The organism is Actibacterium sp. D185-2 (genome assembly GCF_054954595.1).
Genome location: NZ_JBPWNX010000023.1, coordinates 1 through 22,370, shown reverse-complemented (window position 1 = coordinate 22,370; position 22,370 = coordinate 1). Strand labels below are relative to the sequence as shown.

Genomic DNA, 22,370 nt, shown 5'->3' with positions numbered 1-22,370 from the left:
TGCACCTTGAAAAGAGTTTGATTCGACACTCTCTCCGATGTATTCTAACAGTTGTTAGATTTATTGCAATGGACAGCCTCATCTACGACAAGTATCGACAATGGATGGCACGACAGATTGAAGATACCAGGATAGTGAATGACGATCTAAGCAAGTCGGAGAGGACCCGCGAAGCCATACTCGCTGCGGCTGCGCGACTTTTTCGGTATGAAGGCTATCACGCAACGACTATGCGCGACATCGCGCAGGAAGCTGGCATTGAGGCCGGCAGCATTTATTATCATTTTCAATCCAAGGACCAGATGCTGTGCGAAGTTCTCGATCTTGGCGTCCGTCAACTATATCAGGCGGTCAGTGAAATCGTTCGGTCGGCACCGACAAGTTCGGAGGATTTTCGCAAGACTTTCAGACTGCTGATTGAAACACACCTTACATACCTATTGACCGACAGTGACTTTACGTCAGCCAATATTCGTAACTATCCGATGTTGTCGGACGAAACACGCGCCCCGCATCGCGAATTGCGTGCATCATATGCGGATGCCTGGGGCAAATTCCTGAATGACGCCAAACGCGCCGGCCACCTTCGAAGCGACATATCCACTGCTGTGATCCGCCAGTTCATCCTAAGTGCCATGAACTGGACCGTAGAATGGTACGATGTCGACAAGTATCCGGTGCGCATCCTCGCGGAACGAATGTGTAAGCTGATACTTGACGGAATGTGTCCACATCGCAAGGCGGGTACCGAAGGCTTGAAGCTGTGCCCCGCCACTCCCGCCAAAACCCCGGATCCCGACGGCAAGGCGGCTAAGACCCGTGCAGAAATTCTAAAGGCCGCAGCGCGCGTTCTGAGGGACAATGGCTACAAGGCGACCACGCTGAGAAAGATCGCGGAAGAAGCGGACATGAAAGCGGGAAGCGTCTATTACCATTTCAACTCCAAAGAAGCGATCGTTGACGAAGTTCTAAACGCCGGACTGAGAGACTTGCTATCAGGTGTCGAAGCCGCCGTTCGGAAATTCGATGCCCCGTACGATCATCACGCCAGGATAGCGACTGCAATCTGGGCGCACCTGGATTTCCTCTTCAAGGCAAGCGAATTCACCTCGGCGAATATCAGAAGCTATGGAATGCTCCCCAATCATTTCAGGGAGAGGCACAGGGGTATTCGCCATGAATATGGAAAACTCTGGGATCGGATACTCCGTGAAGCTCAGGACGACGGTGCCATACGGTCGGATATCAAGATCGTCCCCTTGCGCCAGGTGATGTTGGGCGCTTTGAACTGGACGGTGGAATGGTTCGACCCGAACAAGGCAGGAGTGGAAGGATATCTATCACTGCCTGAATTCTCCAGCATGCTCATCAATCTGTTACTGGAAGGAATTTGTAACCGGGAAGCGGCCCCGTCCACAGGACAAGGTAGCCCAGAAAGCGGTTGCCCCGGTCAGACCAGAAGGAAGTGATACAGCCCTTCGGCAACCGCCTTTTCCCGATCCGTCTGCCAGCTGAGCACGCTGACGCTTGCCATCCGCTTGCCCTTGCGCGTGACGTTTGCGCGCGCAAAAAGCGGTCCCTTCACACCGGGTCTGAGGTAATCGACGGTCAGGTTGATCGGCTTGGCCGGAACGTCGGCGAAATCGGGCTGTACCGCGACGGCGGCAGTGGCCTCCATAAAACTCGCGATTATGCCGCCATGGTAGTACTCCATGATCGGGTTCCCGATATGGCGGTCATCAAAGGTCATTTCCGCTTCGGCATGGAGGCTATCCAAGCTTTGGACCTCAAAGTTGAGAAATCGGAAAAACGGCACCCGGGATACGTGGGCATTGACAGTTTGCAAATCCATCACGAGGCTTTTCCTTTGGTCATCGCTTCAAACAGGCTGGTTTCCCCACGCGTCAATGCAAACGAGGCGGTTCCACGGGCGATTTCAGCATTATCATGGCCCTCGAACCAGACGCTGCCGGAATTGAAGGCGATGTGGCGGGTCTGGCGAAAACAATGCGCTTGAACGATGACATCCGCGCGCGAACGAGCAGGGCGCAGGTAATCAACTCTCAGATCAAGAGTGGCCATGGTACTGACGCCTTCGATGGCGACAAAGTTAGCCAATCCAAAGACACTGTCCAGAAGCGCCGTCAGGATACCACCATGGAGCAGCGTTTGTTCCGCATCGGCGCAAAAGTCCGGATTGAACGGCATCCGAACGCGAACGCCTTCGGTCGAGACCTCTTCGATCTCAAGCGCCATATGCGTAATCAGACCCTTGCCGCGCGCATTCCACATCTGCGCGATTTGCTCCATTTTCTTTTTGGAGATATCAGACATGCAATTCTTCCATTAGCGCCCTGTGAAGTTGGGTTTTCGTTTCTCGATGAACGCAGCAACCGCCTCGTGATGGTCTTCGGTCTGATGCATGAGCGCCTGATAGGCCGCCGCAGAATTCAGGAAATCCGGTAGATCCATCCGTTCGGCATTGCGCATCAGACGCTTGGCGACGCGCACCGCACGCGGTGGTTTCGCTGCGATGACGGCGGCCCGTTCGCGAGCCCGTGCCATCAATTTTTCATGAGGCACCAGCTCAAGCACCATGCCAAGCTCCAGCGCTTCCTTGGCCTCGACCATGCGCCCTGAGAAGGTCAGATCGGCGGCCTTCTGGTGGCCCAGACGACGCAACAGGAACCAGCTGCCCGCATCGCCCGGAATGATTCCGAGATTCAGAAACACCTCGCCGAACCTTGCTTTTTCGGACGCGATGCGCATGTCGCACATCATGGTCAGGTCGCACCCCGCGCCCACCGCCGGGCCGTTGACTGCGGCGATGGTCGGAATATCCATGTTGTAGAGCGCAAGCGGCAGCCGCTGCACCCCATCAACATAGCTCTGCGCCGCCGCCAGCGGCTCCTTGCGGAACACGCTGTCGGAATCGTTCATTTCCTTGATGTCGCCGCCGGCACAAAAGGCCGGGTCGGCGCCGGTCAGGATCATGACGCTGACCTGCGGGTCTGCCTGCACCTTGGCGAAGGTCTCCAGAAGAGCAGCGATCATGTCGTTTCCGGTGACCGGGTTGCGCCGCTCGGGATCGTTCAGCGTAACCGTGGCGATCCTGTCGGACATCTCCAGAAGGACTGGGTGTTTACTCATTCTTGCCATCTCCCCGTTCGCGTTTCTCGAACATCGCGGGGTTGATCATGTCCCGCGCGTCATGACCCATATGCAAGGTCTCACCGCCGTCTACATAAATGTCTTCTCCGGTGATGAAACCGCCAAGTTTCGAGGCCAGGAAAATGATCGTGCCTGAGATGTCCTCGGCCGCCCCCATCCGGTTTAGCACCGAGCGGTTCAGCTTTTTCCACTGTTCCGGCGGAATCGGATAGCGGCCAAGCGCATCGGTCTTGATCGTGCCCGGCGCGACACAGTTCAGCCGGATGCCGTATTCGCCCCATTCGGCGGCCAGCGTTTTCATCATGCCCGTCACACCGGCGCGGGCGGCGACGGTGTGTGTAAAGCCGGTAAGCGCGGTGCGCGCCGAGATGGCGGTGACAAACACAACCGATCCACCATTGTCGTACATGAAGTGATCCGCCGCTGCCCGGGTCATCTGCCAAGACCCGATCAGGTTGTTGCGGATCACGGCTTCGAAGCCCTTGTTGGTGATATCGCGGGCGGCCGCGATATACTGGCCGCCGGCATTGTTCACCAAAACATCCAACTGCCCATAGTGCTCCTTGATCCGCCCCATCGCAGCTTCGATACTGTCTTCGTCGCGGGTGTCTCCGGGCACGACAAAGGCCTCGCCCCCCGCCGCCCGGATCATTTCGGCGGTCTCTTCCAGCGGTTCTTCGCGGCGCGCGAACAGCGCAAGCCTGGCCCCGCAAGCGGCCATTTCGATCGCCGTCGCCCGGCCCATTCCAGATCCGGACCCCGTGACCAGGGCAACCTGGCCCGCCATGAGATCCGACGCGTAACGCCTTGATTTCGCTTCGTTCATGTTCCGCCCCTAGTTCTTCAGCAATTCGCCAGAGATGATGAGTTTGCGAACCTCCTGGGTGCCTGCGCCGACCTCAAGCACGCGACCGGTCCGGTACAGCCGGTTCACTTCTGTATCACGCATGTAACCCGAGCCGCCGTGAATCTGGACAGCTTTGTCCAGCACGAAGGATGTCGCCTCAGCGGCCTTGTAGATCGCCGCAGCGGTGAGCTTGTGGATTTCGCCGCGCCCGCCTTCGCCCTCTTCGAGGCCTTCACACATGGCAGCGGTGCGCAAGGACAGGCTGCGCGCGGCCTCGATCTGCGTATACATGTCGGCCAGCATCGCCTGAACCATCTGAAAACTGGCGATCGGTTTGCCGAATTGCTGGCGTGTCTTGGCGTAATCGATGGAAATATCCAGCGCCCGCTGCGCAATGCCCAGAGCGTTGAAACAGACGATGGCACGTTCCAGATCAAGTCCGGACATGGTAACGGCAACCCCGCCATCCAGCTTGCCGACCATGTTTCTGGCCGGAACACGGCAATCTTCGAATACCAGTTCGCCCGTCGGCGAGCCGCGGAATCCCATCTTGTTGAGCTTCTGCGCCACCTTGAAACCGGGCGTGTCGGTTTCCACGATAAAGGCGGAAATGCCCTTGGCCCCTTTTTCGGGCGATGTCTTGGCATAGACCAGCACCAGATCGGCAATCGGCCCATTGGTGATGTAGATCTTGGCGCCGTTCAGGATGTAGTCGTCGCCATCCTTTTTGGCCGTGGTCCGCATCGAGCCAAGCGCATCAGACCCCGCGCCGGGTTCGGTCAGGCCCAGGGCGCCGATCAGCGTGCCGTCGCACAGACCTGGCAGGTATTTTCGGCGCAACTCGTCATTGGCGTTGCGATAGATGTTGTTGACGCACAAATTGTCATGCGCCACATGGGTCAGTCCGATGGCCGCAGAGGACCGCGACAGCTGTTCGGTGATGATGCAGGCCGAGGTGAAATCCAACCCAGCGCCGCCGAATTCCGGCGGCACGTTCAGTCCCAGGTAGCCCATTTCGCCCAGCTTGGGGAAAACCGAAGACGGCAGATCATCAGTATCGTCCATTTCGGCGTTCAGATGGTGGAATTCTGACATGAAGAACTTGCCGGCCTGATCGGCCAGCGCCTGCTGTTCGTCCGTCATGAAATGTGTCGGCAGAGCGATGTCGTTGCGCAGTTGCTTGTTCATTGTCTCGTCTCCCTCAGGCGCGCAAAAGTTCTTCGGCAATGATGATCTTGCGGACTTCGCTTGTGCCCGCGCCGATTTCCAGCAGCTTGTTGGCGCGGAACAGCCGGTTGATCTCGGTGTCCTGCATGTAGCCAGAGCCACCATGGATATGGCAGGCTTCGGTCACCGCCTTGTTGAATGCCTCGCCGGCGTAAAGACAGGCCGCCGCTGTCAATTTGTGGATTTCGCCGCGGCCCCCGGCCCCTTTTGGCAGGCCGGTACAGGCGGCCAGCGCACGATAACTGAAGGCACGCGCGGTTTCGACCTCGGTGTAGATCTCGGCCAATTTCGACTGCATCATTTGGAAACTTGCAATCGGCTTGCCGAATTGTTCGCGAATCTTGGCGTATTCCAGCCCAAGTTCCAGCGCGCGTTCGGCCATGCCAACGCAGACTGAGGCAACCATGGCACGCTCCAGATCCAGCCCGCTCATTACCACCGAAACGCCGGTGTTTTCCTGTCCAACCATGGCGGACGCGGGTACGCGGCAATCCTCAAACACCAGTTCTCCGGTTGGCGAACCGCGAAAGCCCATCTTGTCAAGCTTTTGCGCCACCTTGAAACCGGGATTGTCCGTCTCGATGATGAAAGCAGAAATGCCCTTGGCGCCCTTCGACTTGTCGGTTTTGGCGTAAAGCAGGATCACATCGGCAATCGGTCCGTTAGTGATATAGATCTTCGAGCCGTTGATGATGTATTCGTCGCCGTCGCGGCGCGCGGTGGTCGCCATGGACCCAAGCGCATCGGACCCCGCGCCCGGTTCGGTCAAGCCCAAAGCACCAACCAGTTCGCCCGAGCAAAGACCCGGCACGTATTTCTTTACCTGCTCTTCGGATCCATTGCGCAGCAGGTTATTCAGGCACAGGTTGTCATGCGCCCCGTGTGAGAGGCCCACAGCCGGATTCCACTTCGAAATCACCTCGGATACCAGCGCCTGGGTGAATTCGTTCTGTCCCGATCCACCTAGCTCTTCGGGTGCGGTAATCCCCAGCAGGCCCAGCTCGCCCATCTGCTTGAACAGATCATCGGGCCACCATTCCTCGTCATCCATACGCGCTTGCAGCGGGTGCAGCACCTCGCGCGACACCCGATCCACGTGGTCGACGATCTGGCGTTGCTCATCAGTCAAAGAATAGTTCGCCCTGATGGCTTCCAGATCAGCCGAGATGGCCTCACTTTGAGTGGTCATATAATCCTCCCGCAAAATGTCGTCCGCAGTGTTGACCAAAATCAAACACATGTTAGAAAATAGATCAAGCCAAGCTTTTGGCGACCTGACGTTAGAAAGCGCGGTGGTCAGAATAGAATACAGGGGGGGAGCTTCGGAAATGACTGAGAGCGTTGTTCAATCGCAGGCGCGCGGCAAAGAAGTGCGTATCACGATAAAACGTCCTGACCATCGAAATGCCCTCAACCGCGAGGTCGCGGACGGGATCATGGCCGCCATATGTGCTGCCGAGAGGGACAGCGATTGCCGCGTGATCGTTTTGACCGGCGAGGGTGAGCGCGCCTTCTGTGCCGGGGGCGACATCAAGGCGGGTGCGGATGGCGGCCCGTTTATTCAGGATCCGGCGGACCCGGATCATTTTGCCGGAAGGTTGTTCGAGACGGTACAGGCGTGCCGAAAGCCAACGATCGCACGCATCAATGGCGTCGCGATGGGGGCGGGGGCGGGCATCATCTGTGCCTGCGATCTGGCTGTGATGGCGGATCACGCCCGCATCGGAACGCCCGAGGTCAAGGTGGGCCTGTTTCCCATGACGATCGTGCCACCCATGATGCGCGTGCTGCCCCGACGGAGACTGATGGAGATGTTCATCACCGGCGTTCCTTTGACGGCCGAGGAAGCCCTGCAATTCAATCTGGTCAACTATGTGACCGATGCTGTGGGGTTGGACGACAAGGTTGCAGAACTGGTTTCCCAGATTGCTGCGCAGTCGCCGAGCGCGATCCGGCTGGGGAAATACGCCTGCCACGCGATGGAGGACATGACCTATCCACAGCAGATGCGGTTTGCAGAAACGCTGTTGCCGCGAGTAGCGCAGACCGAAGACGCGCGCGAAGGCTTTGATGCCTTTGTTACGAAGCGCAAACCTGAATGGACAGGCCGCTGACCAAGCGGGGAGGAGAGGTATATGTCAGAACAAAAACTGCGCATCGGATGTGCATCGGGCTTCTGGGGCGATACGCCGGAAGCGATCGGTCAACTGGTCTCAAAGGGCGAGATCGACTATCTGGTGTTTGATTATCTGGCAGAGGTGACAATGTCGCTGATGGCGCGGGCCCGCGCCAAAACACCCGAGTCGGGCTATGCGCCGGATTTCATCAAGGCGCTGGCACCCTGGTTACCAGACATCAAGGCAAAAGGGATCAAGGTCGTTGCCAATGCCGGAGGTGTGAACCCGCGTGGTTGCAGCGATGCGCTTGCCAAAGCCGCCGCCGGGGCCGGGATCGATCTGTCCATCGGAGTCGTGCTGGGCGATGACCTGTTGCCTAGGGCCGATGAAATTCGCAAAAGCGGTCAGACGGAAATGTTCTCGGGTGTCGAATTTCCAGACGATATATGGAGCATGAACGCCTATCTGGGTGCCCGCCCCATTGCTGCCGCGCTGGATGCCGGGGCCGACATCGTGATCACCGGACGCTGTGCCGACAGCGCCGTCGCGCTTGGCCCCCTGATGCATGAATACGGCTGGGGCGATGATGACTGGGACAAGCTCAGTCAGGGATCGCTGGCCGGCCACCTGATCGAATGCGGCCCCCAGGGAACCGGCGGCAACTTCACCGACTGGCAGGACGTGCCGGGTTGGGACAATATGGGCATGCCCATCGTCGAGGTGTCCGAAGACGGCAGTTTCATCATGACCAAGACGCCTGACACCGGCGGGCTGGTCGTGCCCGGGTCAGTCGGAGAGCAGATGCTCTATGAAATCGGGGACCCGCGCGCCTACCTGTTGCCCGACGTGATCTGCGACTGGTCCGGGGTCACCCTGGAACAGGTCGGACCCGACCGGGTGCTGGTCAAGGGCGGCAGGGGGCTTGGGCGCACCGACAGCTACAAGGTGTCGGCGACCCATGCCGATGGCTGGCGCGCGGTCTCTACCCTGACACTGGCCGCGATTGATGCCCCTGCCAAGGCCGAACGTGTGGCCGAGGCGATCCTGACACGCTGTCGCCGGATTTTTCGCGACCGCAAAATGGACGATTTTCGGCAGGTCAGCGTCGAGGTGCTGGGCGCCGAGGCGGCATATGGCGCAAACGCGCGCGCGCGGACCCGCGAGGTGGTGCTCAAGATCGGCGCGGTCCATGACAATCGCGCCGCGCTGAACATCTTTGCCGGTGAAATCGCACCGATGGCGATTTCGACCGCGCAGGGTCTGACCGGGTTCTTCGCCGGACGGCCAAAGGTGCAGCCGGTGGTCCGTCTATTTTCCTTCCTTCAGAGCAAGGCCGAAACCCCCGTCGCGGTCGAGGTCGACGGCAAGGATGTGCCCGTGAGCGTGGCCACTACGCCAGTCCACCTTGATCCGCCTGCCGCACCGCCCGCAGATAGCCGCGAGCCCGGCCCGGACGTTGTCAAGGTCCGCCTCGTCGATCTGGCCTGGGGCCGCTCGGGCGACAAGGGGAATATCGCCAATATAGGCATCCTTGCGCGTAAGCCGGACTACCTGCCATATATCCGCTCGGCTCTCAGCGAAGAAGTGGTGAAAGACTATTTCGTCCATGTCTGCGAAGGCACGGTCGAACGGTTCGACCTGCCCGGAAGCCATGCGCTGAATTTCCTGTTGCATGACTCGCTTGGCGGTGGCGGAATCGCCTCGGTCCGCATCGACCCACAGGGCAAAGGCTTCGCGCAGATGCTGCTTGATATTGAAATTCCCGTGCCCGCCGATCTGGCCGCACGTGACCGGCTAAACGCCGCGAACCCGAACTAAGAGGACAGGCCCATGACCATTTCGAAACTCCTGGTCGCCAATCGGGGTGAGATCGCGGCGCGCGTGTTGCGCACCGCCAAGGCCCGCGGGCTTGAGACGGCCGTTTTACGCCATGTCGCCGAGCAAGAGGGGCCGGCCCATCTGATCGCAGATGAGGTCGTGATGATCGACGGCCCGACGCCCGTGGCCGCCTATCTCGACATTTCTCAGATCGTCGCGGCGGCAACAAAGATCGGCGCGGACGCGGTGCACCCCGGCTATGGCTTTCTGTCAGAGAATGCCGGTTTTGTCGCGGCGCTGGAAAGAGCCGGAGTGACCTTTGTCGGTCCGACGTCCGAGGTCATCGACCTGATGGGCGACAAGGTCCGCGCCCGCGCCTTTGTCGAGGAACGCGGGTTTCCCGTCGCCCCCTCGGCGATCGAGGATGACGATCCGGCGAGCTTTGTCGAACGCGCCCGCGCCGTTGGCTATCCGCTGCTGATCAAACCCTCGGCCGGCGGCGGTGGCAAGGGCATGCGCGTCGTACGCGAAGACAGCACGCTGGAGACCGAAATCGAAACCGCGCGCCGCGAAGGCGAACGGTATTTCGGTGACGGCCGTCTGTTTGTCGAACGCTATATCGAACGCCCGCGCCATATCGAGGTGCAGGTGATGGGCGACGGGCAAGGCAACGTGGTACATTTCTGGGAACGCGAATGTTCGATCCAGCGCCGGTTCCAGAAGATTATCGAGGAAACGCCCTCTCCGGCGCTGACCCCCGAGCAACGGGGTGAGATCTGCGAAACCGCTGCCGGAATTGCCCGCGCCGTCAACTATCGCGGGGCAGGGACCGTTGAATTCATCTATGCGCAGGACGGGGCCTTTTATTTCCTGGAAATGAACACCCGCCTTCAGGTCGAACATCCGGTGACCGAGATGGTAACCGGCTTTGATCTGGTTGCTGAGCAACTGCGCGTAGCGGCGGGCGAGTGCTTGAGCGCCGCGCAGGCGGATATTCCCCAGATTGGCCATTCGATCGAATTGCGCATCTGCGCCGAGGACGCAACGGCCGATTTTCGTCCTGCGATAGGGGATATCCTGCTGCTGGACGAACCGATGGGCGAGGGTATCCGTGTGGACAGCGGCATTCTGGATGGCGGCAAGGTGACGACCGACTTCGACCCGATGCTGTCCAAGCTGATCGTGCATGGCCGGGATCGCGCGCAGGCCATCACCCGTGCCCGAAATGCGGTGCAAAACTATGTGGTTCTGGGGGTGACGACCAACACCGGCTATCTGGATGAAATCCTTGCGCATCCCGATTTTGCCTCGGGCGACGTATCAACCGGGTTTCTGGCTGAACAATCCGAAACGCTGACCGCGCCGGGCGAAGATGTCTCTGACCTGTTGATGGCGGCGGCGGCTCTATCGGACGAGCGACTGGTGAGTGACGTAATGCAGATACCGGAAATGTACCGCAAGATGGGCGGGTGGAGAAACTGATGCAACGGATTTTTCAGATCGACGGAGTAGAGACTGATTGCTGGCTGGGTCATGATGGCAGCCGGTTCGTGCTCAATACCCCCACTGGCGCTGTTGCCTGCCAATTGGACCCGACGGGTCTGCCGGGCGGTTACAAGCTGCGGGCCAAGGGTGTTGTGCGCGAATTGCGACTGGCCGTGGGGCCGGAAGCAACTTTTATGCACATGGACGGGCGAACCTACGAAGTCGGGCGGGTTGATCCCGCCGAACGCCTGGCCGGAAGCGACGGTGGCGCGAGCGACGACCGATTGGTGGCGCCCATGCCGGGTGTCGTGGTGTCAGTTGCGGTTAAACCCGGCGATGCGGTTGAAGAAGGCCAGCCGCTTCTGGTGATCGAAAGCATGAAGTTGGAAACCACACTGACGGCGCCGCGCGACGGGGTCGTTGCCGAAATGCCATTCGCCGAAGGCGACAGTTTCGGTCTGAAAGACATCTTGGCCCAATTGGCTCCGGAGGAGGAGTGACCATGCGCAGAATTGAAAGTCAGATCGACACCAATGCCGCCGACTACAAGGCAAATTATGCCGCCATGTCCGAACGGCTGAAGGAATTTCACGCCCGCCAGCACGCTGCACGCTATGAGCGCCCGCAGCGCGACTTTGACCGCCTTGCCCGCCAGAACAAACTGGGCGTGCGCGAGCGGCTGGAATTGTTGCTGGACCCCGGCACGCCGTTCCTGGAGTTTTCGACCCTCGCGGCCTGTCGTGAATATGACGGCGCGGTGCCCGGCGCAGGTGTGGTTACGGGGATCGGCATCGTGCAAGGCCGCGAGGTCGCCATCCACGCCAACGATGCCAGCGTCAAGGGCGGTGCCTGGTATCCGCATACCGTGAAAAAGATCGTGCGCCTTCTGGATGTCGCCTTGGAAAACCGCCTGCCGGTCATCCATATCTGCGACAGCGCGGGCGGATTCCTGCCGCTGCAGCACGGGGTGTTTCCCGACCGGTATCTGGGCGGGCGGGTGTTCCGCAACCAGGTCAAGCTGAGCCAGGCCAATATCCCGCAGATTGCCGTGGTTGGCGGACACTGTACGGCTGGCGGCGCCTATGTGCCGACGCTGAGCGACTACAACATCATCATCGAAGGCACAGGCGCGATTTTTCTTGGCGGTCCGCCGCTGGTCAAGGCGGCCACCGGCGAAGAGGTCGGTGTTCAGGAGCTTGGCGGCGCGGTCATGCACACCTCGGTCTCGGGCACGGGCGATTATCGCGCCGCGACCGAACAGCATGCCTTTTCACTGGCGCGCGAAATTGTCAGCCAGTGGAAGCGCACACCGAAAACGATCATCGAAACCGCATCTTTTGAGGAACCGTATTACGACCCTAAAGAACTCTACGGGATCATTCCGAAGGACCGGAAAACCCAGTTCGACATGCGCGAGGTTCTGGCCCGGATCGTGGACGGATCGCGGTTCCACGAATATCAGCCGGACTATGGCACCACGATGGTGTGCGGCTTTGCCCATATCTGGGGCTACAAGGTCGGCATTCTTGCCAACAACGGGGTGCTGTTCAACGACAGTTCTCTGAAGGCAGCGCATTTCATGCAGCTGTGCAATCAGAACCGCACGCCTCTGGTCTTCTTCCAGAACATCACCGGCTATATGGTGGGCCGCGAATACGAAGAACGCGGCATCGCCAAGGACGGCGCCAAGATGCTGATGGCACAGGGTGGCTCGGTCGTGCCGAAGTTCACCGTGATCGCCAATGCCTCTTACGGGGCAGGCAATTACGGCATGTGCGGGCGGGCCTGGGATGCGCGCACGTTATTCATGTGGCCCCAGGCCGAGATCGGCGTGATGGGTGCGGATCAGGCCGCCAATACTATGGCTGACGTCAAGATCCGGCAGCTTCAGCGCGAAGGCAAGGAATTGACCGAAGAAGAAATCGCCGCGATCCGCGAACCGGTGCTGGAAAAATACAAGCGCGATGTCGAGGCTTATACCTCGACCTCGGAATTGTGGGACGACGGCATCCTCGATCCGGCGGACACACGCAACGCGCTTGGCATGTCGATTTCCGCCTCGCTCAATGCACCGATCGAGGAACCACACTACGGGATCTTCCGGCTGTAAAGGCTTGAGGGACGGCACACCGGGTCGGGGAGTGCCGTTCCGCATCAAGGCGCTTCCAACTGGCGCTTTCGAAAGCTGAAGTAGTCCTGACCGGTCCGGTTCCCGGACAGGTCAGGACGATGTCTGCCGCGCCTCCTGAATCGAAACGACGTCAGAGGCCGCCATGCCGGGCCGGTCTGCCTCGACCGCCTTCAGCGGCTCGACCGGCGTCAATCCGGCCAGACAATCGCGCGCAAGTTGCTGGTATTCCGCGGTGCCGCGCGTTTTCCACGCGATTTCTTTCTCGCTGACCTCGCGGATCACCTTTGCCGGCGATCCCACCACCATCGAACGCGACGGAATCACGGTTTCGCCACGCACAAACGCCTGCGCGCCGACAATCGATTCCGCCCCAAGCTCTACACCATCCATAATGACGGAATTCATTCCGACCAGAGCGTTCCGGCCCACCGTGCAACCGTGCAGGATCGCGCCATGGCCGATGTGGCCGTCGCTTTCCACCACGGCGTCGCGGCCGGGAAAGGAATGGATGATGCAATTGTCCTGAACATTGGCTCCATCCCCGATCACGATCCTGCCGAAATCGCCCCGCAAGCTTGCCCCGGGGCCGATGTAGCATCCATGACCCAGGATGACATTCCCGATCAGAACGGCCTGAGGGTGGACATATGTATCCTCGGGCACGACGGGTATAAAACCCTTGAACTCATAACAGTATGCCATTCCGACCACCTTTCGTAAGCTGAGTGCTAAACGCTTGTCGGCGGTTGCGCCGGGACCAGAATCCCTCAATTGTGCCGCCGATCAGGGCGTGTGGCCCGAAATCAAACACAAGTTAGAAAATAGCGCAAGCTCCCTACGTCACAGCTTGGCGATATTGACACTTCCCAAGGTTAGAATTAAAAATCTAACAAATGGTAGAAAATAGACTGGCGGACCGATTAGGGTGGCCTGACCGAACTTGGGAGAGAGAGAAATGACAGACAAAGCCTATGTTGCAGGCGTTGGGATGGTCCCGTTCCAGAAGCCGGGAAAATCCGAAAGCTACGATGTGATGGCGACCGCTGCGACCCGGTCCGCTCTGGCTGACGCGGGGTTGGATTATGATAAAGTCCAACAGGCCTATGTTGGCTATGTCTATGGCGACAGCACCTGCGGTCAGCGCGCCCTGTACCATGTCGGAATGACAGGCATCCCGGTTCTGAATGTGAACAACAACTGCTCGACCGGATCGTCCGCCCTGTTCCTGGCCAGGCAGGCAGTTGAAAGCGGCGCGGTCGAATGTGCTCTGGCACTAGGGTTCGAACAGATGCAGCCCGGCGCAATCGGTGCGATGTTCCATGACCGGGTCAGCCCCTTTGCGGCATTCGACAGAGAAACCGACGAACTGGTTGGCAGTGCCGAGATCCCGCTGGCGCTGCGGTACTTCGGCGGTGCGGGCAAGGCGCATATGGACGAGTTCGGCACCCCCCTGGAAACCTTCGCAAAAATCCGCGCCAAGGCCAGCCGACATGCTGCGAAGAATCCGGTTGCCCTGTTCCGGCAGGAGGTGACGGCGGAAGACGTCATGGCCACCCAGGTCGTCTGGCCCGGCATCATGACCAAGCTCATGGCCTGTCCGCCAACCTGTGGCGCGGCCGCCGCGATCATTTGTTCCAAGGAATTCGCCGACAAGCACGGACTGGACAGTTCGGTTCGGATCGCGGCGCAGGCCATGACGACGGACGGCCCGGAAACTTTCGAAGCCCATGACATGCGCGAAGTGGTCGGCTTTTCGATGGCCAAGCGCGCCGCCGATCAGGTTTACGAGGACGCGGGCATCGGGCCCGAGGACGTGGATGTGGTCGAACTGCACGACTGTTTCGCCCACAACGAGCTGATCACCTATGAGGCGCTTGGCCTTTGCGGTCGCGGCGAAGCGGCGAAATTCGTTGATGATGGCGACAACACCTACGGCGGAAAATACGTGACCAACCCGTCGGGCGGTCTATTGTCCAAAGGCCATCCGCTTGGGGCGACCGGCCTAGCGCAATGTACCGAGCTCGTTCAGCAGCTTCGCGGCCAGGCAGATGCGCGCCAGGTTGATGGCGCACGTCTGGCGCTTCAGCACAATCTGGGCCTCGGCGGGGCCTGCGTCACCACGCTTTATGAAAAAGCCTGATAGCGACTTTCGGGAGGAATCAATATGACTGGAAAACTCGACGGGCGCGTGGCGCTGGTCTCGGGCTCGGGCCGGGGCATTGGCCGCGAAATCGCTCTCAAACTGGCCTCGGAAGGGGCCCGGCTGGTGATCAACGATCTGGATGCGGATCCGGCCAATGAAACCGCCGAGGCGGTACGCGCAACGGGAGCCGAGGCCGTGGTCTGTGCCGGCAGCGTCACCGAAGACGGTTTTGCCGAACGGTTCATCAAGACCGGCATGGACAGCTTTGGCGGGCTGGACATCATCGTGAACAATGCGGGCTATACTTGGGACAGCGTCGTTCAGAAAATGACCGACGAACAATGGCAGGCGATCATCGACGTTCACCTGACGGCCCCCTTCAGGATCCTGCGCGCCGCGCAGCCGGTGATCAGCGCCAAGGCCAAGGAAGAGGCCGCCGCCGGACAGGAAGTGTTCCGCAAGGTGGTCAACATCTCGTCCATCGCAGGGACCGGCGGCAATGCTGGCCAGATCAACTATTCCGCCGCCAAGGCCGGCATTCTGGGTGTCACCCGGACGATGGCCAAGGAATGGGGCCGCTACAAGGTCAACGTCAATGCCGTGGCTTTCGGCCCGATCCGCACCCGCCTGACCGAGGGCAGCGCCGACGGAGACAGCACGATCCAGGTCGAGGAAAAAGAGATCAAGGTCGGCGTGAATCCCGATCTCCTGTCCCAGATGGAGCACATGATCCCGCTGGGCCGGGTCGGCACTCCGGAAGAAGCTGCCGGTGCTGTCTATCTGTTCTGTGCGCCGGAATCGAACTTCATTTCAGGCCAACACATCATCTGCGGTGGCGGTTTCGTGATCTAAGGCATTTGCCCGGACCCCGTCATCGGGCCCGGGCAAGCACATTAATGTCTGGGCGGCCTCTTGGCGGTCGCCAATGCGGAATTTTCCGCAGACTCTAGTCTGGCACGATCACGACGATTTACTCACTTGGGCTATTAACCTAACAGGCGTTAGTTAGGCGTTGGGGCGATACGAAAGTCTATGGCACAAAACACGGCAATCAAAGTCAACGAGACATCGCGCAGCGCGGTTGGACGGGACGGGGTGCTGGACATTGCCGCGCGGCTTTTCCGCGAACAAGGCTACGGGTCCGTTTCGCTCCGAAAAATTGCCGAGGCCGCCGGGATCAAGGCGGGTAGCATATACTATCATTTCGGTTCCAAGGACGAGATCGTCGCGGCCGTTCTTGATGCAGGGATTCGGGTCGTTCACGCGAGTATGAGAGACGCCATCACCGACCTGCCAGCCGATACCGATGGCGAAACGATCCTGCGCTCTGCGATCCGGGCGCATTTGCGCGCGCTTCTTGATGTGAGCGATTATACATCGGCGAATGTGCGTATTTTCGGGCAGGTGCCGCAATCCGTCCGGGATGCCAACTTGCCCACGCGCAGGACCTATGAGGCTGAGTGGGACAGTCTTCTGTCCCAGCTTAAGAAAGATGGCACGCTGAAGCAAGACGTCGATATCCGTCGCCTGCGCCTGATGCTGATCGGTACATTGAACGCCACGCTCGATTGGTTCGACCCGGACCGCGGTAGCGCCGATGCGTTGTCACGCACCTATGCCGATGTGTTCCTCAACGGGATACTCCAAAGACAGGATACCTGACTTCATGGCACGTCTTGAAACAGCGGTGCTGACCGCATCAGAGACCTACACCCGCAACCACGCCGCACAAAGCGAGCGCGTCGAAACGCTGCGCGCGCGGATCGCCGAAGCAACGGCTGGCGGCCGCCCCGACATGGTCGCGCGGCATCGCAAGCGCAGCAAGCTGTTGGTTCGCGAACGGATCGACCTGCTGGTAGATACGGGCACTGCGTTTCTTGAGCTGTCGTCGCTTGCCGCCTACGGTCAATACGGGGGCGAGGTGCCCGGTGCGGGAATCGTGACCGGTATCGGGATCGTCCACGGGCTTCCCTGCGTTGTGATCGCCAACGATGCGACAGTGAAGGGTGGGTCTTTCTATCACGAAACCGTGCAGAAACACATCCGCGCCCAGGAAATCGCAGCCGAGAACCGGCTGCCCTGCCTCTATCTGGTGGATTGCGGCGGTGCCTATCTGCCAGAGCAGGACCGGGTTTTCCCCGATGCCCGCCATTTCGGCAATTCCTTTTATCGTCAAACCAACATGTCCGCGAGCGGCCTGCCGCAGATCGCGGCGGTCTTTGGAGGCTGCACGGCCGGTGGGGCCTATATCCCGGCCCTGTCGGACGAAGTCATCATGGTACGCGGCAACGCACGCATCCATCTGGGCGGCCCCTCGATCGTCAAGGTGGCGATCAACGAAGAGGTTGATGGAGAAACATTGGGGGGGGCCGAGATGCATTCGCGCGTCTCCGGTGTGTCTGACCATCTGGCCGAGGACGAGTATCATGCGCTTGCTCTGATGCGCGACATCGTATCCGAACTGGGCCTGTCGCGCCCGATGGGTCCCGATGCAACCTGCGCGCCGCCGGCGCGCAACCCAGAGGAACTGCTTGGCGTCATCAGCGCCGATCGCAAACAGCCCTATGACATGCGCGAGGTTCTACTGCGCATGATCGACGCCGGCGAATTCCGCGAATTCAAGCCCGGATGGGGTGAGACGCTGGTCTGCGGCACCGCGCGGATTCACGGCTATCGAGTGGGCATTCTCGCAAATAATGGGGCGCTTGTGTCCGACAGTTCGCTCAAGGGCGCGCAATTCGTGTCGATGTGCGATCAACGCAACATCCCGCTTTTGTTCCTCCACAACATCTCGGGCTTCATGGTCGGCACCGAAGCCGAGCGCGGCGGCATTGCCAAAGACAGTGCCAAGCTGGTCTATGCCATGTCGGTTGCCAAGGTGCCGCGCCTGTCGGTCCTCTTGGGCGGCTCATACGGGGCAGGCAACTACGGCATGTGCGGACGTGGTTTCGCCCCGAATTTTCTCTTTGCCTGGCCCACGGCGGAACTGGCCACCATGTCTGCCGACATCGCTACAAATGTGATGCTGGAACTGCGCCGCCAGAAAGGGGGCGACCCGGGCAAGATGGAGGCCGACATGAAGCTGATCGAGGAGCAGGTTCGGGCCCAGTATGGTGAACAGTCCGATCCCTATTATGCCACCTCGCGGCTTTGGGATGACGGGCTGATCGAACCCGCGCAAACCCGCGATATCCTTGGCCTGTGCCTGGCCATCGTGACATCGGTGCCCGAAGCCGGTCGCCATACGCCTGTATTCAGAATGTGAGGCTTCAAGTTGAACAATACCTACAACACGATCCTTGTCGAAACTGATGCGCGCGGCGTCGCCACGCTGACGCTCAACCGCCCCGACAAACACAATGCGCTGAATGGCGAATTGATCGCAGAGCTATACGATGCCGCCGAAAAGCTGGCTGCAGATGACGATGTGCGTATTGTGGTCCTGACCGGCGCGGGCAAGAGCTTCTGCGCGGGCGGCGATTTCAACTGGTTCTCGTCAAACATCGAAAAGTCCCGTGCCGAACGGGTAGACCAGAGCGCCACGCTGGCGCGGTTGTTGCGCCGTCTCGACACGCTGCCCAAACCCTTGATCGGGCGGATCAACGGCCCGGCCTACGGTGGCGGTGTCGGCATGATTTCCGTCTGCGACTACACCATCGGCGCCGAAGGCGCGCGCTTCGGTCTGACCGAGGTCAAGCTGGGCCTTCTGCCCGCGAATATATCGCCTTATGTGGTGGCCCGCATCGGCAAGGTGCATTCGCGTGAGACCATGCTGTCGGGGGCGTTGTTCGACACCGCCCGCGCCGAGCGGATCGGTCTGTTGACCGAAGTTGTCGCGTCGGGCGACTTGGACGCCACGGTGAACCGGGTGGTGCATGATCACCTTCAGGCCGCGCCGGGTGCCGTGGCCGATACCAAGGCGCTGATCGCCTATGTCGCGTCCCACGATCTGGAGACCAACATGATCTACACCGCCGACCGGCTGGCCGATGCGTGGGAGACGGAGGAAGGTATCGAAGGCATCAACAGCTTCATCAACAAGGGCGTTCCGTCATGGCGGGTGAAATGAGCTTCACCCGCGTTCTGATCGCCAACCGGGGCGAGATTGCCCGGCGCATCCAGCGCGGGTGCCGCAAACTGGGGCTGGAAAGCGTAGCGGTGTTTTCGGACGCGGACCGCGACGCGCCCTTCGTGGCCGAGGCCGATCATGCCGTCTGCATCGGTGGGGCCGCCCCGTCGGACAGTTATTTGAACGTCGAGGCCATCCTTGAGGCTGCGCGGGCGACGGGCGCGGGTGCGGTGCACCCGGGCTATGGTTTTCTGTCTGAGAATGCCGGTTTCGCGGCGGCGGTCGAGGCGGCGGGCCTTGTGTTCATCGGGCCGGAACCCGACGCTATCGCGCGGATGGGCTCCAAGATCGAGGCCAAGGCTGCCGCCGAAGCCGCAGGCGTGCCCGTCCTGCCCGGCTATCGCGGCGAGGATCAGTCCGACGCGCGCCTGCTGCAAGAGGCCGAGGCGCTTGGCACCCCCTTTCTGGTCAAGGCCAGCGCCGGCGGCGGCGGACGCGGGATGCGGCTTGTCTCCGATCTGGGCGACGCACCCGAAGCGATTGCATCTGCCCGGGCCGAAGCGCAGAGCGCCTTCGGCGATCCGGCGGTGTTCCTCGAACGCTATGCGCCCCGTGCCCGCCACGTCGAAGTGCAGGTTCTGGGCGACACTCACGGCACCGTGCTGCATCTGGGCGACCGCGATTGTTCGCTGCAACGCAACCACCAAAAGCTGATCGAAGAAGCCCCCGCCGCCGATCTTCCCGAGGCTGTGCGCGACCGCATGCGTGCGGCAGCGGTGCGGTTGGCGCAGGCGATCGGCTATCGCTCCGCCGGGACGGTGGAATACCTCTATGACCCCGGGCGCGGTGAATACTACTTTCTGGAAATGAATACCCGGTTGCAGGTGGAACACCCCGTGACCGAGGCGATCACCGGCATCGATCTGGTCGAATGGCAGTTGCGCATCGCGCGGGGCGAGCCGCTGGCGCTGACGCAAGGCGATGTGCAGTTTGACGGGCACGCCATTGAAATCCGCATCGCCGCCGAAAACCCGGACGAGAATTTCCGCCCCGAAACGGGCGAGATCAGCCTTTGGGCTCCGCCCGCCGGCGTGCGGCTCGATACCGGGGTCGAGGCAGGCTCGGTCGTCAGCCACCATTACGATTCGATGATTGCCAAGCTGATCGTCCACGCGCCGGACCGGGCCGGTGCGATCCGTCAGGCGGTTGTCGCAATGGATGCCTTTGCAGTCGGTGGCGTCGGTCTGAACCTGGCCTATCAGCGCGCGTTGCTGACACACCCGGATTTTGCGGCGTTCCGGCACCATACCTCGGGCCTGCCCGAGATGTTCTCAGGCGGCTGGAGTGAACCGTCCGCTGATCCCCGGGACATGGCCCTTGCCGCGATGGCGCTGCATCTGCATCTCGCCCCGGCGGGCGCGTCGCCCTGGGAAAGCCTGGGGTCATGGCGGCTCACGGCCCCTGCGGGGTGGCCCGGTGCAGCATCCTATTGGGCGACGACCAAAGACGACCAGATCCGCGTAAACGGCTCCGGGTCGGTGTTGACAGCCGTACAGCCGGACGGCCAGGCCATAACGGTCGAGAGCGCCGCTTTAGCCGAATGCCGTCTGAGCGGACGCTTCGACGGGGTTCCATTTTCGCGCATCGCTTACGTCGTGCGCGCGCCGAGTCACTGGCGAGTGCACCTGCAAACCCCTGCTGGAATGACCGCGACAGACCTGCGTACGCTGGAAGACCAGCATCTGCAACGTGCCACCGGCGGGTCTGGCGTCGCTGACCTGTTGTCCGCACCCATGCCCGGCGCCGTGGCCGAGGTGCGCGTCGCACTCGGCGACCGCGTCAAAGCCGGTGACACACTGGTGGTGCTTGAGGCCATGAAGCTGTTGCAAAGCCTGCCCGCGCCGGTCGCGGGCGTGGTGACGGAAATCTATTGTGCACCGGGCGACACGGTTGCCGGGCACGCCCCACTTATCAAGCTCGATCCAGAGGAAAACACATGACCAAACAAGACAACATCACCGCGGCCTCCGGCCTGTTCAACGAAGACCTCCAGATGATCCGCAACCAGCTGCGCCGGTTCATCGAAACCGAGGTGACCGCCAAGGCCGAGCCCTGGGAAGAGGAGGGCAAGGTACCCCGCGACGTGCTGCGCCGGATGGGTGATCTCGGCGTGCTGGGGATGCGCTATGACGAACAGTATGGCGGCGCGGGGCTGGACGTGATGTCCAGCGTGGTTTTGGCCGAAGAGGTCGGGCGATCCACTTTCGGCGGGTTCTCGGCCACGGTTCTGGTCCACACCGACATGGCCTCGCCGCATCTGGAAAACGCCGGCACGCCCGAACAGAAGGCGCGCTGGATGCCGTCGATCGTCTCGGGCGAAATGATCACCGCCGTTGCTGTGACCGAACCGGGCGCGGGCTCGGACGTGGCGGGCATGCGCTCCCGCGCGGTGCGGGACGGGTCGGATTGGGTGCTGAACGGCACCAAGATGTTCATCACCAACGGCGTGCATGGCGATCTCTACATTGTCGGTGCCAAGACCGATCCCGATGCCAAGGGGTCGCGCGGGATCACCATATTTGCGGTCGAAAAAGGCACGCCGGGCTTTTCGGTCGGACGGGCGTTGAACAAGACCGGCTGGCTGTGCTCGGACACTGCCGAACTGATCTTCGAAGATGTCCGCATCCCGGCCGAAAACGTCTTGGGCGAGGTCAACCGCGGTTTCTATTCGGTAATGAAGAACTTCCAGAACGAACGCATTGTGCTGGGTGCGATGGCCTGTGCCGAAGCGCAAACCGCGCTGGACATGACCGTGGATTATGTCAAGCAGCGCAGGGCCTTTGGCGGCGTTCTGTGGGACAAGCAGGCCGTGCGCCAACGGCTGGCCGACTGTCAGACGCGGATCGCTGCAGGACGTCAGCTGGTCTATCACGCCGCCGGTCTGGATGCCGCGGGCGGTGACTGCGTTAAAGAGGTCTCGATGGTCAAAGCCTATTGCGGCGAACTGGTGAACAGCGTGCTTTATGACTGCGTCCAGTTTCACGGCGGCATGGGTTATATGCGCGAAACACCGGTGGAACGCATGTCACGCGATGCCCGTGTGCAGGCCATCGGCGGCGGGGCGAGCGAAGTCATGTTGGAAGAAGTCGCCAAGCGCATGTGAGCTTACTATCCCAAAAAGTAACAATCTACAGAAACAAGGACGAAAAAGATGAATCTGGAAACCAGTCAAAGCCAAACACGAGACTGTGTGAAATTTTGTGCCCTGACGCGCTTTCTTACGCCATGGGGAAGCGGTCTTCGAACATGATGGCAAGTTGACTTCTGACAGCGTGCCATTCGCGCACGGCGCGCTTCCACTC

General features: G+C 60.5%; 20 protein-coding genes. 13 read left to right on the top strand and 7 right to left on the bottom strand.

The features are described 5' to 3' along the window. Nucleotides 1–68 precede the first annotated feature (68 nt). Nucleotides 69–1,469: a TetR/AcrR family transcriptional regulator gene (locus ACSR1C_RS19065; protein WP_234994805.1), complete on the top strand. Its 1,401-nt coding sequence runs from the start codon at nt 69–71 to the stop codon at nt 1,467–1,469. Here the strand turns inward: ACSR1C_RS19065 and ACSR1C_RS19060 are convergent. From ACSR1C_RS19060 to ACSR1C_RS19035, 6 genes are read right to left on the bottom strand one after another with little or no spacing between them, the layout of a single operon-like run. Further along, on the bottom strand, nt 1,451–1,852 hold the full coding sequence (locus ACSR1C_RS19060; RefSeq protein WP_050685913.1) for a PaaI family thioesterase: 402 nt from the start codon (nt 1,850–1,852) through the stop codon (nt 1,451–1,453). The genes ACSR1C_RS19065 and ACSR1C_RS19060 overlap by 19 nt on opposite strands. Further along, nucleotides 1,852–2,334, bottom strand: a complete 483-nt coding sequence (locus ACSR1C_RS19055; RefSeq protein WP_050685915.1) for a PaaI family thioesterase — start codon at nt 2,332–2,334, stop codon at nt 1,852–1,854. The genes ACSR1C_RS19060 and ACSR1C_RS19055 overlap by 1 nt, the downstream gene beginning before the upstream one ends. Before the next feature lie 12 nt (nt 2,335–2,346). Next, on the bottom strand, nt 2,347–3,150 hold the full coding sequence (locus ACSR1C_RS19050) for an enoyl-CoA hydratase-related protein (RefSeq protein WP_050685917.1): 804 nt from the start codon (nt 3,148–3,150) through the stop codon (nt 2,347–2,349). After that, nucleotides 3,143–3,997 carry an SDR family NAD(P)-dependent oxidoreductase gene (locus ACSR1C_RS19045; RefSeq protein ID WP_050685919.1) on the bottom strand — a complete coding sequence of 285 codons (855 nt, stop codon included), beginning with the start codon at nt 3,995–3,997 and terminating at the stop codon, nt 3,143–3,145. The genes ACSR1C_RS19050 and ACSR1C_RS19045 overlap by 8 nt, the downstream gene beginning before the upstream one ends. 9 nt (nt 3,998–4,006) lie before the next feature. Further along, nucleotides 4,007–5,206, bottom strand: coding sequence for an acyl-CoA dehydrogenase family protein (locus ACSR1C_RS19040; protein ID WP_050685921.1), 1,200 nt, complete (start codon nt 5,204–5,206; stop codon nt 4,007–4,009). A gap of 13 nt (nt 5,207–5,219) precedes the next feature. After that, a complete protein-coding gene (locus tag ACSR1C_RS19035) occupies nt 5,220–6,434 on the bottom strand; it encodes an acyl-CoA dehydrogenase family protein (protein ID WP_103911599.1) in 1,215 nt (404 codons plus the stop codon). A gap of 139 nt (nt 6,435–6,573) precedes the next feature. Here ACSR1C_RS19035 and ACSR1C_RS19030 point away from each other — a divergent pair, with 139 nt between their 5' ends. Genes ACSR1C_RS19030 through ACSR1C_RS19010 form a run of 5 tightly spaced genes read left to right on the top strand, consistent with a single transcriptional unit; the run spans nt 6,574 to nt 12,775 of the window. Next, complete coding sequence (locus tag ACSR1C_RS19030; protein ID WP_074964315.1) at nt 6,574–7,359, top strand: enoyl-CoA hydratase-related protein; 786 nt, start codon at nt 6,574–6,576, stop codon at nt 7,357–7,359. Nucleotides 7,360–7,380: 21 nt separating this feature from the next. Beyond that, the gene (locus ACSR1C_RS19025) at nt 7,381–9,180 is read left to right on the top strand and encodes an acyclic terpene utilization AtuA family protein (protein WP_050685923.1); all 1,800 of its coding nucleotides are present in this window, start codon (nt 7,381–7,383) and stop codon (nt 9,178–9,180) included. Between the two features lie 12 nt (nt 9,181–9,192). Next, the gene (locus ACSR1C_RS19020) at nt 9,193–10,662 is read left to right on the top strand and encodes an acetyl-CoA carboxylase biotin carboxylase subunit (protein ID WP_050685926.1); all 1,470 of its coding nucleotides are present in this window, start codon (nt 9,193–9,195) and stop codon (nt 10,660–10,662) included. Then, nucleotides 10,662–11,165: an acyl-CoA carboxylase biotin carboxyl carrier protein subunit gene (locus ACSR1C_RS19015; protein ID WP_234994802.1), complete on the top strand. Its 504-nt coding sequence runs from the start codon at nt 10,662–10,664 to the stop codon at nt 11,163–11,165. Before ACSR1C_RS19020 ends, ACSR1C_RS19015 begins: the two co-directional genes overlap by 1 nt. Before the next feature lie 2 nt (nt 11,166–11,167). Further along, entirely contained in the window at nt 11,168–12,775 is a 1,608-nt protein-coding gene (locus tag ACSR1C_RS19010) for an acyl-CoA carboxylase subunit beta (RefSeq protein ID WP_027238778.1), read from the top strand. 111 nt (nt 12,776–12,886) lie between these two features. Here ACSR1C_RS19010 and ACSR1C_RS19005 read toward each other — a convergent pair whose 3' ends face one another. Then, the gene (locus tag ACSR1C_RS19005) at nt 12,887–13,498 is read right to left on the bottom strand and encodes an acyltransferase (protein ID WP_027238779.1); all 612 of its coding nucleotides are present in this window, start codon (nt 13,496–13,498) and stop codon (nt 12,887–12,889) included. Nucleotides 13,499–13,751: 253 nt separating this feature from the next. Between ACSR1C_RS19005 and ACSR1C_RS19000 the strand changes: the two genes are divergently transcribed. The 7 genes from ACSR1C_RS19000 (at nt 13,752) to ACSR1C_RS18970 (ending at nt 22,171) form a co-directional block, all read left to right on the top strand. Further along, nucleotides 13,752–14,936 (top strand): lipid-transfer protein, encoded by a 1,185-nt coding sequence (locus ACSR1C_RS19000; RefSeq protein WP_027238780.1) that lies wholly within the window; start codon nt 13,752–13,754, stop codon nt 14,934–14,936. A 24-nt stretch (nt 14,937–14,960) separates the two neighbouring features. Continuing rightward, a complete protein-coding gene (locus ACSR1C_RS18995) occupies nt 14,961–15,791 on the top strand; it encodes an SDR family NAD(P)-dependent oxidoreductase (RefSeq protein WP_027238781.1) in 831 nt (276 codons plus the stop codon). 180 nt (nt 15,792–15,971) lie between these two features. Further along, nucleotides 15,972–16,601 (top strand): TetR/AcrR family transcriptional regulator, encoded by a 630-nt coding sequence (locus ACSR1C_RS18990; protein WP_027238782.1) that lies wholly within the window; start codon nt 15,972–15,974, stop codon nt 16,599–16,601. Between the two features lie 4 nt (nt 16,602–16,605). Further along, nucleotides 16,606–18,204, top strand: coding sequence for an acyl-CoA carboxylase subunit beta (locus ACSR1C_RS18985; protein ID WP_027238783.1), 1,599 nt, complete (start codon nt 16,606–16,608; stop codon nt 18,202–18,204). A gap of 9 nt (nt 18,205–18,213) precedes the next feature. Next, entirely contained in the window at nt 18,214–19,008 is a 795-nt protein-coding gene (locus ACSR1C_RS18980; RefSeq protein ID WP_027238784.1) for a crotonase/enoyl-CoA hydratase family protein, read from the top strand. Further along, on the top strand, nt 19,005–21,008 hold the full coding sequence (locus ACSR1C_RS18975; RefSeq protein WP_460260679.1) for an acetyl/propionyl/methylcrotonyl-CoA carboxylase subunit alpha: 2,004 nt from the start codon (nt 19,005–19,007) through the stop codon (nt 21,006–21,008). Before ACSR1C_RS18980 ends, ACSR1C_RS18975 begins: the two co-directional genes overlap by 4 nt. Beyond that, the gene (locus tag ACSR1C_RS18970; RefSeq protein WP_027238786.1) at nt 21,005–22,171 is read left to right on the top strand and encodes an acyl-CoA dehydrogenase family protein; all 1,167 of its coding nucleotides are present in this window, start codon (nt 21,005–21,007) and stop codon (nt 22,169–22,171) included. Before ACSR1C_RS18975 ends, ACSR1C_RS18970 begins: the two co-directional genes overlap by 4 nt. Nucleotides 22,172–22,370 lie beyond the last annotated feature (199 nt).